The 13,194-nt window shown below is 60.6% G+C and carries 13 protein-coding genes; 9 read left to right on the top strand and 4 right to left on the bottom strand.

Going from position 1 to position 13,194, the window contains the following annotated elements; all coding sequences use genetic code 11:
• The first annotated feature begins 82 nt into the window (after positions 1–82).
• Together B723_RS04010 and B723_RS04005 are read left to right on the top strand one after the other, a co-directional pair.
• On the top strand, positions 83–1,576 hold the full coding sequence (locus B723_RS04010) for an aldehyde dehydrogenase (protein ID WP_017341475.1): 1,494 nt from the start codon (positions 83–85) through the stop codon (positions 1,574–1,576).
• A gap of 185 nt (positions 1,577–1,761) precedes the next feature.
• Positions 1,762–2,907, top strand: coding sequence for an MFS transporter (locus B723_RS04005; protein ID WP_017341474.1), 1,146 nt, complete (start codon positions 1,762–1,764; stop codon positions 2,905–2,907).
• 39 nt (positions 2,908–2,946) lie between these two features.
• On the opposite strand, the gene B723_RS04000 is transcribed toward B723_RS04005, so the two are convergent.
• On the bottom strand, positions 2,947–4,515 hold the full coding sequence (locus tag B723_RS04000) for a phospholipase D family protein (RefSeq protein ID WP_017341473.1): 1,569 nt from the start codon (positions 4,513–4,515) through the stop codon (positions 2,947–2,949).
• 60 nt (positions 4,516–4,575) lie between these two features.
• Entirely contained in the window at positions 4,576–6,009 is a 1,434-nt protein-coding gene (locus tag B723_RS03995) for a PLP-dependent aminotransferase family protein (protein ID WP_017341472.1), read from the bottom strand.
• Between the two features lie 179 nt (positions 6,010–6,188).
• On the opposite strand from B723_RS03995, the gene B723_RS03990 reads away from it, so the two are divergent.
• Positions 6,189–6,434 carry a DUF1127 domain-containing protein gene (locus tag B723_RS03990; protein ID WP_017341471.1) on the top strand — a complete coding sequence of 82 codons (246 nt, stop codon included), beginning with the start codon at positions 6,189–6,191 and terminating at the stop codon, positions 6,432–6,434.
• Between the two features lie 51 nt (positions 6,435–6,485).
• Here B723_RS03990 and B723_RS03985 read toward each other — a convergent pair whose 3' ends face one another.
• Positions 6,486–7,778: an NAD(P)/FAD-dependent oxidoreductase gene (locus B723_RS03985; protein ID WP_017341470.1), complete on the bottom strand. Its 1,293-nt coding sequence runs from the start codon at positions 7,776–7,778 to the stop codon at positions 6,486–6,488.
• A 147-nt stretch (positions 7,779–7,925) separates the two neighbouring features.
• On the opposite strand from B723_RS03985, the gene B723_RS03980 reads away from it, so the two are divergent.
• Positions 7,926–8,279, top strand: a complete 354-nt coding sequence (locus tag B723_RS03980; protein ID WP_007947437.1) for a YkgJ family cysteine cluster protein — start codon at positions 7,926–7,928, stop codon at positions 8,277–8,279.
• Positions 8,280–8,422: 143 nt separating this feature from the next.
• On the opposite strand, the gene B723_RS03975 is transcribed toward B723_RS03980, so the two are convergent.
• Positions 8,423–8,911, bottom strand: a complete 489-nt coding sequence (locus B723_RS03975; protein ID WP_003177284.1) for an Lrp/AsnC ligand binding domain-containing protein — start codon at positions 8,909–8,911, stop codon at positions 8,423–8,425.
• 156 nt (positions 8,912–9,067) lie between these two features.
• Here B723_RS03975 and dadA point away from each other — a divergent pair, with 156 nt between their 5' ends.
• The 5 genes from dadA (at position 9,068) to B723_RS03950 (ending at position 13,138) form a co-directional block, all read left to right on the top strand.
• The gene (gene dadA / locus B723_RS03970) at positions 9,068–10,372 is read left to right on the top strand and encodes a D-amino acid dehydrogenase (RefSeq protein WP_031319174.1); all 1,305 of its coding nucleotides are present in this window, start codon (positions 9,068–9,070) and stop codon (positions 10,370–10,372) included.
• Positions 10,344–10,697, top strand: coding sequence for a RidA family protein (locus B723_RS03965; protein WP_017341468.1), 354 nt, complete (start codon positions 10,344–10,346; stop codon positions 10,695–10,697). The genes dadA and B723_RS03965 overlap by 29 nt, the downstream gene beginning before the upstream one ends.
• 96 nt (positions 10,698–10,793) lie before the next feature.
• Positions 10,794–11,867 carry an alanine racemase gene (gene alr, locus B723_RS03960; RefSeq protein WP_017341467.1) on the top strand — a complete coding sequence of 358 codons (1,074 nt, stop codon included), beginning with the start codon at positions 10,794–10,796 and terminating at the stop codon, positions 11,865–11,867.
• 126 nt (positions 11,868–11,993) lie between these two features.
• The gene (locus tag B723_RS03955; protein ID WP_007947433.1) at positions 11,994–12,542 is read left to right on the top strand and encodes a cupin domain-containing protein; all 549 of its coding nucleotides are present in this window, start codon (positions 11,994–11,996) and stop codon (positions 12,540–12,542) included.
• Between the two features lie 182 nt (positions 12,543–12,724).
• A complete protein-coding gene (locus B723_RS03950; RefSeq protein WP_017341466.1) occupies positions 12,725–13,138 on the top strand; it encodes a c-type cytochrome in 414 nt (137 codons plus the stop codon).
• Positions 13,139–13,194 lie beyond the last annotated feature (56 nt).

Below are 13,194 nucleotides of genomic sequence, written 5' to 3'. Positions count from 1 at the left end.
TTGCAGGCTGGCCGGGCAGAATTCCTGGGGACGTCCGCGAAGAACGCGGGGCGCTCGTATTCAATAAGAGGAGGACACTCGAATGACCACCCTGACTCGTGCCGATTGGGAACAACGGGCTCGCGATCTGAAGATCGAAGGCCGCGCCTACATCAATGGCGAATACACCGATGCCGTCTCCAGCGAGACCTTCGAGTGCATCAGCCCGGTCGATGGCCGTCTGCTGGGCAAAGTCGCCAGCTGTGACGCCGCCGACGCCCAGCGCGCTGTTGAAAACGCTCGTGCCACGTTCAATTCCGGTGTCTGGTCGCGCCTGGCGCCGACCAAACGCAAAGCCACCATGATCCGTTTCGCCGGCCTGCTGAAACAGCACGCCGAAGAACTCGCCCTGCTTGAAACTCTGGACATGGGCAAACCGATCAGCGATTCCCTGTACATCGACGTTCCCGGTGCGGCGCAAGCCCTGAGCTGGAGCGGCGAAGCCATCGACAAGATCTACGACGAAGTCGCCGCGACCCCGCACGATCAACTGGGTCTGGTGACCCGCGAGCCGGTGGGCGTTGTCGGCGCCATCGTGCCGTGGAACTTCCCGTTGATGATGGCCTGCTGGAAACTCGGCCCGGCGCTGTCCACCGGTAACTCGGTGATTCTCAAACCGTCGGAAAAATCGCCGTTGACCGCCATCCGCATCGCTGCGCTGGCCGTTGAGGCCGGCATCCCGAAAGGCGTGCTGAACGTGCTGCCGGGTTATGGTCACACCGTCGGCAAGGCTCTGGCCCTGCACAACGATGTCGACACCCTGGTGTTCACCGGTTCGACCAAGATCGCCAAGCAACTGCTGATCTACTCCGGCGAATCGAACATGAAGCGCGTCTGGCTCGAAGCCGGCGGCAAGAGCCCGAACATCGTGTTCGCCGATGCCCCGGACCTGCAAGCTGCCGCAGAAGCCGCCGCCGGCGCCATCGCCTTCAACCAGGGCGAGGTCTGCACCGCCGGTTCGCGTCTGCTGGTCGAGCGCTCGATCAAGGACAAATTCCTGCCGCTGGTGATCGAGGCCCTGAAAACCTGGAAGCCGGGTAACCCGCTGGACCCGGCGACCAACGTCGGCGCTCTGGTCGATACCCAGCAGATGAACACCGTACTGTCCTACATCGAATCCGGCCACGCCGATGGCGCCAAACTGGTCGCTGGTGGCAAGCGCACGCTGCAGGAAACCGGTGGCACTTACGTTGAGCCGACGATTTTCGACGGCGTCAGCAACGCAATGAAAATTGCCCAGGAAGAAATCTTTGGCCCGGTCCTGTCGGTCATTGCTTTCGACACTGCCGAAGAAGCCGTCGCGATTGCCAACGACACGCCTTACGGCTTGGCCGCCGCGGTGTGGACCAAGGACATCTCGAAGGCTCACCTGACTGCCCGCGCGCTGCGTGCCGGTAGCGTGTGGGTCAACCAGTACGACGGCGGCGACATGACCGCACCGTTCGGTGGCTTCAAGCAGTCGGGCAACGGTCGCGACAAATCGCTGCACGCGTTCGACAAGTACACCGAGCTGAAGGCGACCTGGATCAAGTTGTAAGCCGTTAAGGGAGGCCTATAAGTAACAGGCCTCCCGAACGACGCAGATCCCTTGTGGGAGCGAGCCTGCTCGCGATAGCGGTGTAACAGTCGACGAAAATGTTGAATGTTGCTCCGTCATCGCGAGCAGGCTCGCTCCCACAGTGTTTTGTGTTGTACATAAAGATATCCACAGGAGCGTGGAACATGCGTTGGGCGACTTATTTCGCCGTGCTGGCATCTGTCTTGAGTGTCGGCCTGGCCCTGGGCGTCAGCATGCCGCTGGTATCGTTTCGCCTGGAAGGCTGGGGCTACGGTTCGTTTGCCATCGGCGTAATGGCCGCGATGCCGGCGATTGGTGTGTTGCTGGGGGCGAAAATCTCCAGTCATCTGGCGGCGCGTCTCGGCACGGCCAATCTGATGCGCCTGTGCTTGTGGGCCGGGGCGGTATCCATCGGGTTGCTGGCGCTGTTGCCGAGCTATCCGGTGTGGCTGGTGCTGCGATTGATGATTGGTGTGATCCTCACGCTGGTCTTCATTCTTGGCGAAAGCTGGATCAATCAGCTGGTGGTCGAGCAGTGGCGTGGCCGACTGGTGGCACTGTACGGCAGCAGCTATGCGCTGAGTCAGTTGGCCGGGCCGTTGCTGTTGGGCGTTCTGGGCACCGAACACGATTATGGATTCTGGGTCGGCGTCGGTTTGCTCACGGTGGCGCCGTTCCTGTTGCTGGGTCGCAGCGGCGCACCCACCAGTGAAGCCTGCAGCGTGACCTTCAGCGACTTGTGGCGCTTCTGCCGAGGACTGCCGGCGATTGCCTGGGGTGTGGCGCTGTTCGCGGCGTTCGAGGCGATGATCCTGACCTTGTTGCCGGTCTATTGCCTGCGTCAGGGGTTCACTACTGAGATAGCCTTGGCGATGGTCAGCACCGTGGTGGTCGGTGATGCCTTGCTGCAATTGCCGATTGGTGCGTTGGCGGATCGCCTGTCGCGACGCACGTTGTTCACCGGTTGTGCTGTGGTGCTGATGCTGTCGAGTCTGGCAATCCCGTTGCTGATCGACACGTTGCTGATCTGGCCGTTGTGGGTACTGTTCGGCGCCAGTGCCGGGGGCTTGTTCACCTTGTCACTGATCCTGATCGGCGAGCGTTATCGCGACGACGCGCTGGTGCGCGCCAATGCGCATATCGCGCAGCTATGGGGCATTGGTTGTCTGGTCGGACCGTTGGCTGCCGGGGCTGGCAGTCAGTGGATCAGCGGGCACGCGTTGCCTCTTTTGATGGCGGCTGGTGCGTTCGGGCTGGTGATTTTGCTGATGCGCGAAGGTGCATTCGGTACGGTCGCCGAGCCTGCCTGACGCCACGGACTGTCCCGCGGGGGGGGGGGGGTGCGTCTGTCAGAGCATCCGTTCCAGGCCGACCGCGGTACTCATCCACGCATTGAAATGGCGCCACCAGCTGCCCGGCTCCTTGGTCAGCGTATGCATTTTTCCGTCGTCCTCGGTCACCCAGACGATCCGGTCGTTTTCCAGCTTCACCTGATAACTGAGGGGCGGCGCCATACCCTCCATCGCCGCTGTGCGCACATGCGCGGCGAGTTCGGGGCTGTCCACCAGCACGCCGACTTCGGTGTTCCACAACACTGAGCGCGGGTCGAAGTTGAACGAGCCGATGAAGGATTTCTGCTGATCGAAGATCATCGCCTTGCTGTGCAGGCTCGAATCGGAACCACGGTAGGACTTGCTGTAGAAAATATGCGGCCCGCTGCCGCCGCCTTCGCCGGGCTGGCGGCGCAATTCGTACAACTTCACGCCATGTTCCAGCAGCGCCCGGCGATAGGGCGCGTACCCGCCGTGTACCGCCGGGACGTCGGTGGCTTCCAGCGAGTTGGTCAGCAGGCTGACGGAGACCCCGGCATCGGCGCGGCCAGTGAGGTAAACCAGCCCCGGTTGCCCCGGTACGAAGTATGCCGAGATCATGATCAGCTCTTTGCTGACGCCGGTGAGCTCGGGCGCCAACTGCGTGGTGAGCAGCAAGTGCGGGTCAGGCTCGCCGTCTGACAGGACCTTGCTCGGTGCGTCCCACAACGCCTGGTTCCAGGCCCAGATCAACTCCCGGCGCCAGATGTCCATGCGCGGGTTTGTGGTGTAGGTCATCAGCTGCTGATACAGCGCGTGATTCTGCTTGCGCGTCTCTTCCAGCGACTCTTCCAGGCGGGTGCGGGTATTTTGCAGGTCCTTTTGCGTCGGTTTGCTCGACAGGAACTCATCGATCGGCTTGCTCAGCGCACTGTTCCAGTACTGGTCGAAACTATGGCCAAGCTGCTCGGCAACCGGCCCGACGCCGAGCATGTCGATGTCGGTGAAGTTCAGGTTGGGCTCGGCATCGAAATACTCGTCCCCCAGATTGCGGCCACCGACGATGGCCGCGCTGTTGTCCGCCAGCCACAGCTTGTTGTGCATGCGCCGGTGTTGCAGCGACAGGTTGAACAGCCGGCCCATGGTTCGCGTCACGCCTGTGGCCCGGCCCAGATGCAACGGGTTGAACAGGCGGATCTGGATCTGCGGGTGCGCCGCCAGGGTCGCAATAATCCAGTCGAGGCCGTCGCTGGTGGTGTCGTCGAGCAGGATTCTCACGCGCACGCCACGGTCGGCCGCCTTGAGCAATTCCTCTGCCAGCATGCGGGTGCTGATGCCGTCGTGGACGATGTAGTACTGCAAATCGAGGCTGCTTTGGGCGTTGCGGATCAACTCGGCACGGGCCATGAAGGCTTCGCCGCTATTGGACAGCAGGCGAAAACCGGACTTCCCCTCATGGGGCGCGGCCTGGGCCTGGATCGATCGACCGAATGCCGAATCACTGGCGGGCAGCGCCTGACTGGGCTCGCGTTGAACGTCGAAGCTGGCGCAACCGCCCAGGAGCGAGGCCAGTAGCAGAAGAGCGAGCAGGGGCTGTCTGACTCTCACGTAGGATCGTTCCGATTGGCGGCAGGTGTCCGCATATGGACGCTGGATTCCGGTAAAAAGTCAGTCCGTGAAGCTGTCATTTTCCGCCAGCAGTTTGATCGCCGCAGCGCCGACCTTGCGCACCGCGTCTTCGATCTGTGGTGTTGGCTTGGCAGCGTAGTTCATCCGCAGGCAATTGCGGTACTTGCCCGAGGGCGAAAAGATGCTCCCGACGGCAATCTGTACGCCCTGGTCGTGTAAGGCGCGATTCAGTTTCAGGGTGTCGAAACCATCAGGCAGTTCGACCCAGAGCATGAAACTGCCTTGCGGGCGACTGGCGCGGGTGCCGGCGGGGAAATAGCGGCTGACCCAATCGATCATCATGTCGCGATTGCGCTGGTATTGCGTGCGCATCCGCCGCAAATGCGGTTCGAAGTGACCGGCCTTGAGGAATTCGGCGATGGCAATCTGCGGCTGCGGCGCCGTAGAGCCGGTGCTGATGTATTTCATGTGCAGCACCCGCTCCAGATACCGGCCCGGTGCAACCCAGCCGATGCGCAAACCCGGCGCCAGCGTTTTGGAAAATGAACTACAGAGCAGGACCCGGCCGTCTTCGTCGAAGGATTTGATCGTGCGGGGACGCGGGTAGTTGTAGGCCAGTTCACCATACACATCGTCCTCGATAATCGCCACGTCGAAACGCTGTGCGAGCGTCAACAACGCACGTTTGCGCGATTCCGGCATGATGTAGCCCAGCGGGTTGTTGCAGTTGGGCGTCAACTGTATGGCCTTGATCGGCCATTGTTCCAGAGCCAGTTCCAACGCATCGAGGCTGATCCCGGTCAGCGGGTCGGTGGGGATTTCCAGGGCCTTCATATTCAGGCCCTTGAGCGTCTGCATCGCGCCGTGAAAGCTGGGTGAGTCCACCGCGACGATGTCACCTGGCTCACAGATAGAGCGAATGCTGGTGGACAGCGCTTCGTGACAGCCAGTGGTGATCACCAGGTCGTTGGCGGTCAGTTGGCATCCGGAATCCAGCATCAGGCGGGCGATCTGTTCGCGCAGTTCGAGGGTGCCGTGAATGTTGTCGTAATACAGACCGGGCATATCCTGCCGCCGACTGATGCGGGCGAGGTTGCGCAGCAACGGTTTCATGGTCGGGGTGGTGATGTCTGGCATACCGCGGCCCAGTTGCACTACATCCTTGCGCGGTACCGCACGGATCAGTTCCAGCACTTGATCCCACTGCGAAATATCCACCGGGCGCTGGGCGGGGCGACCGATCGCCGGCAACTCCGGCAGTTCACGACTGACCGGAACGAAGTAGCCGGATTTGGGTTTCGGCATCGCCAGGCCGTTGTCTTCCAGCACCCGATAGGCTTGCTGCACCGTGCTCAGGCTGACGCCATGCTCGACGCTCAGCGCCCGTACCGACGGCAGCCGGTCACCGGGGCGATAGAAGCCCTGTTCGATACGCGTGCCGAGCAATTCGGCGAGGTTGACGTAAAGGGTCATGGCGCAGTCTCGGTGTGGGTGATTCGCTTAACCAGTACAGATCAGGTAAAAAATCATGATTCAGAGGCTAAAACGCGAAATCTGTATGGAGTTAATACTGACAAGTTGAATCTGTAATGCTTTTCGCCGTCCACGCATCATGAAAGCTCTGGCTACCCAAGTAAACAGGAGCAATCAAAATGAACGGCTTGAGCGATGTGCGGCTGGCGTTACGCAGTCAGGAACTGGCGGCAGGGCAAAAAAACGGTGCGCGGGAAGCGATTATGCGCAACGCACCGTCCGGCCTGAGTCGCTGGGGCCTGTTCTGGCATCGTCTGCACACGCGCAAGGCGTTGCTCGATCTGACGCCGGAGCAATTGAAGGATGTCGGGTTGAGTCGGGAGCAGGCGCGGGAGGAGGGACTTAAGTCTTTCTGGAGGATCTGAAGCCTAAACGCGATCCCCTGTAGGCGCTGCCGAAGGCAGCGCCTACAGGGTTCAGACCAACTCTTTGAGCCGATGCCACAACATCCCCAACGCCAACAGCGGCGAGCGCAAATGCTTCCCGCCGGGGAAGGTGATATGCGGCACCTTGGCAAACAGATCGAACCCACCACCCTGCTGCCCACTGATCGCCTCGGCCAGCAACTTGCCTGCCAGGTGCGTGGCATTCACCCCGTGACCTGAATAAGCCTGGGCGTAATACACATTCGGCTGACCCTTGAGCCGGCCGATCTGCGGCAGGCGGTTGGCGCCGATACCGATCATCCCGCCCCATTGATAATCGATTTTCACCCCACCCAGTTGCGGAAAAACCTCCAGCATCTTCGGCCGCATGTACGCGGCGATGTCCTTCGGGTCGCGACCTGAGTAGTGGCAGGCGCCACCAAAGAGCAAGCGTCGATCCGCCGAGAGCCGGTAGTAATCGAGCGCCACCCGCTGATCGCAGACCGCCATGTTCTGCGGCAGCAGTTCGTGCGCCTGTTCTTCGCTCAAGGGTTCGGTGGCGATGATGTAGCTGCCGGCGGGCAATACCTTGCCACTGAGTTCGGGGTTGAGCTGGTTAAGGTAGGCATTACAGCCCAGCACCAGCGTCTTCGCGCGAACCGAACCTCGAGCCGTATGGGCCTTCACCTCCGGGCCGTAATCGATGCGGGTTACCGCCGATTGTTCGAACAACTTCGCGCCCAATTCCTGCGCGGCGGCAGCTTCGCCCAAGGCCAGGTTGAGAGGGTGCAGATGCCCGGAGCCCATGTCGATCAGGCCACCAACGTAGCGGTCGGAACCCACCACCGAGTGCATTTCATGGGCTTGCAGCAAACGGGTTTCGTAGCGGTAGCCGAGGCTGCGCAGTTCTTCGGCGTCTTCGGCGAAACCTTCCAGGTCGCGAGGCTTGTTGGCGAGATCGCAGTAACCCCATGTCAGGTCGCAAGGGATCTGAAAACGCTCGACCCGCTGTCGGACGATTTCCACCGCTTCCAGGCCCATGAGCTTCATCTGACGCACACCGTCCGCGCCGATCACGTTGGTGAATTGATCGAGCCCATGACCGACGCCACGAATCAGCTGCCCTCCGTTGCGGCCGCTGGCGCCCCAGCCAATCTTTTGCGCTTCGAGTAGCACCACGCTGAGGCCGCGTTCTGCCAGCTCAAGCGCGGTGTTCAGCCCGGAAAACCCACCACCGATCACGCACACATCGGCCACCAAATCCTCCGTAAGCACCGGGTAATCGGGCTGTGGCAGGCTGCTGGCGGCGTAATAGGAAGCAATGTGCTGGGCGCGGGCATTCATGCGCGTCATCCTGAGTCTTGTGTCTAGAAAATTTGACGGAGCATAAGCCGGACCTTCCGGCGCGGGCAACACTGGTCGGTTGTGGCTGTCTGGATCGACACTTTTGCTGCAGAATCCCGCTCTATTCCGCTTTGGACTACCGTTTCGATGAGCTGCAACAGTCAGAAAATCCGCACCTTGCGCCAGCAGATCCCCTCGTTCGAGTGCGTGCCCGGCTGCCATGACTGCTGTGGGCCGGTGACCACATCACCCGAAGAAATGTCCCGCCTGCCGCGCAAGACCCGCGCCGAGCAGGATGCGGCGATGGATGAGCTGAACTGTGTGCACCTTGGGCCGAACGGCTGCACGGTGTATGACGAGCGGCCGCTGATTTGTCGGTTGTTTGGCACCACCAAGACGCTGCCGTGCCCGAATGGGCGGGGGCCGGTTGAGTTGATTCATCCGCGGGTGGAGAAGCAGATTCATGAGTACATGGCTTCTACCCGGCAGGTGCTCGTCTGAAGGAAGACCGAGTCGCCTGTAATCGCTAGCAGGCCAGCTCCCACAATGGTTCTGTGTCGTACACAGAATGTGTGTCCACTGAAGTCCACCTGTGGGAGCAGCTGGCCTGCTAGCGATGAGGTCTGAACAGACACCACAAAGGCTCAATCCGGAATCGGCAAACTCAAACTTTCTTTAACCTCTTCCATCACGATATAGCTCTTGGATTCCCGCACATGCGGCAGCTTGAGCAGAATGTCGCCCAGTAGCTTGCGGTACGAGGCCATCTCGGAAATCCGCGCCTTCACCAGGTAGTCGAAATCCCCTGACACCAAATGGCATTCCAGCACGTGGGGCAGTTTCAGCACCGCACGTCGGAACTCTTCGAAAGTATCGCCGGATTTGTAGTCGAGGCTGATCTCGACGAACACCAGCAGACTACCCTTGAGGTGCTGCGGATTCAGCCGGGCGTTGTAGCCCATGATGATGCCTTCGCGCTCCAGGCGCCGAACCCGCTCGGTGCAGGGTGTGGTCGAGAGCCCGACCTTTTCCCCAAGCTCTGTGAAGGAAATGCGCCCGTCGGCTTGCAGGATCCGCAGGATGTTGCGGTCGATCTTGTCCAGCTCACGTTTGGTCTGAGTGTTGGTACGCATAGGGGATGCGCCTCCGTGAAAAGCATTTTTGCCGAGAATTGTCGCCAAATATAGGTGCTTATATAGTGAAAAGCACTGGCTAATCTTTTTTAAACTGCCCACATCTACGGTCTGAACTACAAACGTCAGCGGCACGCCGCGATGAGGGATATGAAAATGCGCGTTATGGTCTTGGGTAGCGGCGTCATCGGTACCACCAGTGCTTATTATCTGGCGCGTGCCGGGTTCGAAGTGGTGGTGGTGGACCGTCAGCCGGCTGCGGCCATGGAGACCAGTTTCGCCAACGCCGGGCAGGTATCGCCGGGTTATGCCTCGCCGTGGGCGGCGCCGGGTGTGCCGCTCAAGGCCATCAAGTGGCTGCTGCAGCGTCACGCACCGCTGGCGATCAAGGCCACCGCCGACATCGACCAGTACCTGTGGATGGCGCAGATGCTGCGCAACTGCACCGCCAGCCGTTACGCGGTGAACAAGGAGCGCATGGTCCGCCTGTCCGAGTACAGCCGTGACTGCCTCGACGAATTGCGCGCCGAAACCGGCATTGCCTACGAAGGCCGAAGCCTCGGTACGACTCAATTGTTCCGCACCCAGGCTCAGCTCGACGGCGCCGCGAAAGACATCGCCGTACTCAAAGAGTCCGGCGTGCCGTTCGAGCTGCTCGACCGTGCCGGTATTGCCCGCGTTGAACCGGCCCTGGCCAGCGTCACCGACATTCTCGCCGGTGCCCTGCGCCTGCCGAACGACCAGACTGGCGATTGCCAGATGTTCACCACCAAACTCGCAGAGATGTGTACGAACCTTGGTGTGGAATTCCGCTTCGGCCAAGACATTCAGAAGCTCGACTTCGCCGGTGATCGCATCAACGGTGTATGGATCGACGGCAAGCTGGAAACCGCTGACCGTTATGTATTGGCACTCGGCAGCTACTCGCCGCAACTGCTCAAGCCGCTGGGCATCCGCGCCCCGGTGTATCCGCTCAAGGGTTACTCGCTGACCGTGCCGATCACCAATCCGGCGATGGCCCCGACTTCGACTATCCTCGATGAGACCTACAAGGTCGCGATCACCCGTTTCGATAACCGTATCCGTGTCGGCGGCATGGCTGAAATAGCCGGTTTTGACCTGTCGTTGAACCCGCGTCGGCGCGAAACCCTGGAGATGATCGTCAACGACCTTTATCCTCAGGGCGGTGATCTGGCCCAGGCGAGTTTCTGGACCGGTCTGCGTCCGACCACCCCGGACGGTACGCCAATTGTTGGCGCAACGCCGTTCAGCAACCTGTTCCTGAACACCGGGCACGGTACGCTCGGCTGGACCATGGCGTGCGGTTCCGGCCGTTTGCTGGCCGACCTGATGGCGAAGAAAACGCCACAGATCAGCGCCGAAGGCCTCGATATTTCCCGTTATGGCAGCAAACTCCAGGAGTCCGCAAAACATGGCAATCCAGCGCCAGCTCACCAATGAGCGCATGAGTCAGATCGTCGCTCACAACGGTACGGTGTATCTGGCCGGGCAGGTCGGCGATGACATGAACGCCGGGATTGAACAACAGACTCGCGAAGCCCTCGCCAATATCGAGCGATTGCTCGATCTGGCGGGTACCGATAAGCACCATTTGCTGTCGGTAACGATTTACCTGAAAGATATCGATGCGCACTTCGAGGGCATGAATACGGTGTGGGACAAGTGGCTGCCAAAAGGCGTCGCCCCGGCCCGTGCAACGGTTGAGTCGAAGCTGTGCGAACCGGAAATCCTGGTAGAGCTGTCGGTTGTAGCCGCTCTGCCATAAGCCTGTCAGAAAGATCCCTCTCCCGGTGCTGTGGGCGGTTAACGCCGTCAGCCAGCGCCGGTTTTTATTTCCACGACCGCCTAGAAGCCTGCCGCCATGCGTCCAGCCCGTGCCCTGATCGACCTTCAAGCCCTGCGTCACAACTACCAAATCGCCCGAGAACTCACAGGGGCCAAGGCCCTCGCAGTGATCAAGGCCGATGCCTACGGCCATGGCGCAGTGCGTTGCGCCCAGGCGCTGGAGGGCGAGGCGGACGGGTTTGCCGTGGCGTGCATCGAAGAGGCTCTGGAACTGCGGGCCGCGGGCATTCGGGCGCCGGTGTTGCTGCTGGAAGGTTTTTTCGAAGCCGATGAACTGGCGCTGATCGTCGAGCATGATTTCTGGTGCGTGGTTCATTCGTTGTGGCAGCTCGAAGCCATCGAGAAAGCCGCGCTGAGCAAGCCGATCACGGTGTGGCTCAAGCTTGACTCGGGCATGCACCGGGTCGGCCTGCATCCGAAGGATTACCAGGCGGGGTATCAACGTCTGCTGGCGAGCGGCAAGGTCGCGAAGATCGTGCTGATGAGTCACTTCGCCCGTGCCGATGAGCTGCACAGCCAGGCCAGCACCGAGCAAGTTGCGGTGTTTGAAGCGGCGCGTCAGGGTTTGGCGGCCGAGGTCAGCCTGCGCAACTCGCCGGCAGTGCTCGGTTGGCCGCAGATTCCGAGCGACTGGGTACGCCCGGGCATCATGCTCTACGGCGCCACACCGTTTGAAGAAGCCAACGCGGTAGCCTCCCGCCTGCAACCGGTGATGACCCTGGAATCGAAGGTGATTTGCGTGCGTGAGCTGCCGGCTGGGGAGCCGATCGGTTACGGCGCAAAATTCATCACGCAAAAACCGATGCGTGTGGGCGTGGTGGCCATGGGGTATGCCGATGGTTATCCGCGTCACGCGCCAACCGGTACACCGGTGATGGTTGCCGGTCAGCGCAGCCAGTTGATCGGCCGGGTGTCGATGGACATGCTCTGCGTGGATTTGACCGATGTGCCGCAAGCCGGCCTCGGCTCGACCGTCGAGTTGTGGGGCAAAAATGTGCTCGCCAGCACGGTTGCGGAAGCGGCTGACACGATTCCTTACCAGATCTTTTGCAACCTGCGCCGGGTACCGCTGCTCTATTCCGGGGCTTAAGCCCAAACACTGCGCACCGGAAGTCGCCTCGCCGCACGGGATTCAGGCCAAAGTGTTGTAAATACTGAACGCTGTCGCCATGATAACGCTCAATATTCCTACAACCTGAATCCTGGAGGCGCAAGCTTGGACGTCGGTGAACGACTGCAATCCATCCGTAAGCTCAAAGGTCTTTCGCAGCGTGAACTCGCTAAACGCGCGGGCGTCACCAACAGCACCATTTCGATGATCGAGAAGAACAGCGTCAGTCCCTCGATCAGTTCGCTGCGCAAGGTTCTGGGCGGGATTCCCATGTCCATGGTCGAGTTCTTTTCCGAAGAGATCCTGCAGGAAAAACCGACTCAGATCGTCTACAAGGCCAACGAGCTGATCGATATTTCCGATGGTGCCGTGACCATGAAACTGGTCGGCCGGGCGCACCCGAGCCGCGCCATCGCCTTCCTCAATGAAATCTACCCGCCAGGCGCCGATACCGGTGACGAGATGCTCACCCATGAGGGCGAGGAAACCGGGATTCTGGTGGAAGGACGGCTGGAACTGGTGGTCGGGCTGGAAACTTTTGTGCTTGAAGCAGGCGATAGCTACTACTTTGAAAGTACCAAGCCACATCGCTTCCGTAATCCGTTCGATGCGCCGGCGCGGCTAATCAGCGCAGCCACGCCGGCGAATTTCTAAGAGAAGAGGCGTCCTGCCCGCACGGCAGCGACACCCAAAGGGTTTTTCCGCGGCGCAACAAGACCCCTTCGACTTTGGGGTTGTTTCAGTGCGGCGGGCTTACCGCTATACTTGCGCCCGCCTGCGAACCGTGGCCGTAGGCGTGACTAGCCACCATTGAGGGTGAACGCGTGAATCTAATTATGAAAATGCTGGCTGCACCAGCAACCGTATTGGCCCTATGGGCTGTCAGCGCTCAAGCTGCGACCAGCGACGATATTGCCAAACGCCTTGAGCCAGTCGGCCAGGTTTGCGTTCAGGGTAAAGAGTGCAAGGGGATGGAAGTGGCTGCCTCTGCTGGCGGAGGCGGCGGTGCCAAGGCACCTAAAGACGTGATTGCCAAGCATTGCAATGCTTGCCACGGTACTGGCCTGCTGGGCGCGCCGAAAATTGGCGACAAAGCGGCCTGGAAAGAGCGCGCCGATCACCAGGGCGGCCTCGACGGCATCCTGGCCAAAGCCATCACCGGTATCAATTCGATGCCGCCTAAAGGCACCTGCGCCGACTGCACCGACGACGAGCTCAAAGGCGCAATCAAAGAGATGTCCGGCCTGTAATACGCCTGCATCTTTCGCGAAAAAGCCGCTTTCGAGCGGCTTTTTTGTGCCTGCTG

It is taken from the genome of Pseudomonas fluorescens NCIMB 11764 (assembly GCF_000293885.2).
GTDB classification, from domain to species: domain Bacteria; phylum Pseudomonadota; class Gammaproteobacteria; order Pseudomonadales; family Pseudomonadaceae; genus Aquipseudomonas; species Aquipseudomonas fluorescens_B.
Note: the sequence above shows the minus strand (reverse complement) of the source record. Positions and strands in the feature narration are given on the sequence as shown.

Excerpts from the sequence above, each read along its gene's own strand:
- B723_RS04010 (WP_017341475.1), top strand. The coding sequence starts at position 83 with ATGACCACCCTGACTCGTGCCGATTGGGAACAACGGGCTCGCGATCTG.
- B723_RS04005 (WP_017341474.1), top strand. The coding sequence starts at position 1,762 with ATGCGTTGGGCGACTTATTTCGCCGTGCTGGCATCTGTCTTGAGTGTC.
- B723_RS03995 (WP_017341472.1), bottom strand. The coding sequence starts at position 6,009 with ATGACCCTTTACGTCAACCTCGCCGAATTGCTCGGCACGCGTATCGAA.
- B723_RS03990 (WP_017341471.1), top strand. The coding sequence starts at position 6,189 with ATGAACGGCTTGAGCGATGTGCGGCTGGCGTTACGCAGTCAGGAACTG.
- B723_RS03985 (WP_017341470.1), bottom strand. The coding sequence starts at position 7,778 with ATGAATGCCCGCGCCCAGCACATTGCTTCCTATTACGCCGCCAGCAGC.
- B723_RS03980 (WP_007947437.1), top strand. The coding sequence starts at position 7,926 with ATGAGCTGCAACAGTCAGAAAATCCGCACCTTGCGCCAGCAGATCCCC.
- B723_RS03975 (WP_003177284.1), bottom strand. The coding sequence starts at position 8,911 with ATGCGTACCAACACTCAGACCAAACGTGAGCTGGACAAGATCGACCGC.
- dadA (WP_031319174.1), top strand. The coding sequence starts at position 9,068 with ATGCGCGTTATGGTCTTGGGTAGCGGCGTCATCGGTACCACCAGTGCT.
- B723_RS03965 (WP_017341468.1), top strand. The coding sequence starts at position 10,344 with ATGGCAATCCAGCGCCAGCTCACCAATGAGCGCATGAGTCAGATCGTC.
- alr (WP_017341467.1), top strand. The coding sequence starts at position 10,794 with ATGCGTCCAGCCCGTGCCCTGATCGACCTTCAAGCCCTGCGTCACAAC.
- B723_RS03950 (WP_017341466.1), top strand. The coding sequence starts at position 12,725 with ATGAAAATGCTGGCTGCACCAGCAACCGTATTGGCCCTATGGGCTGTC.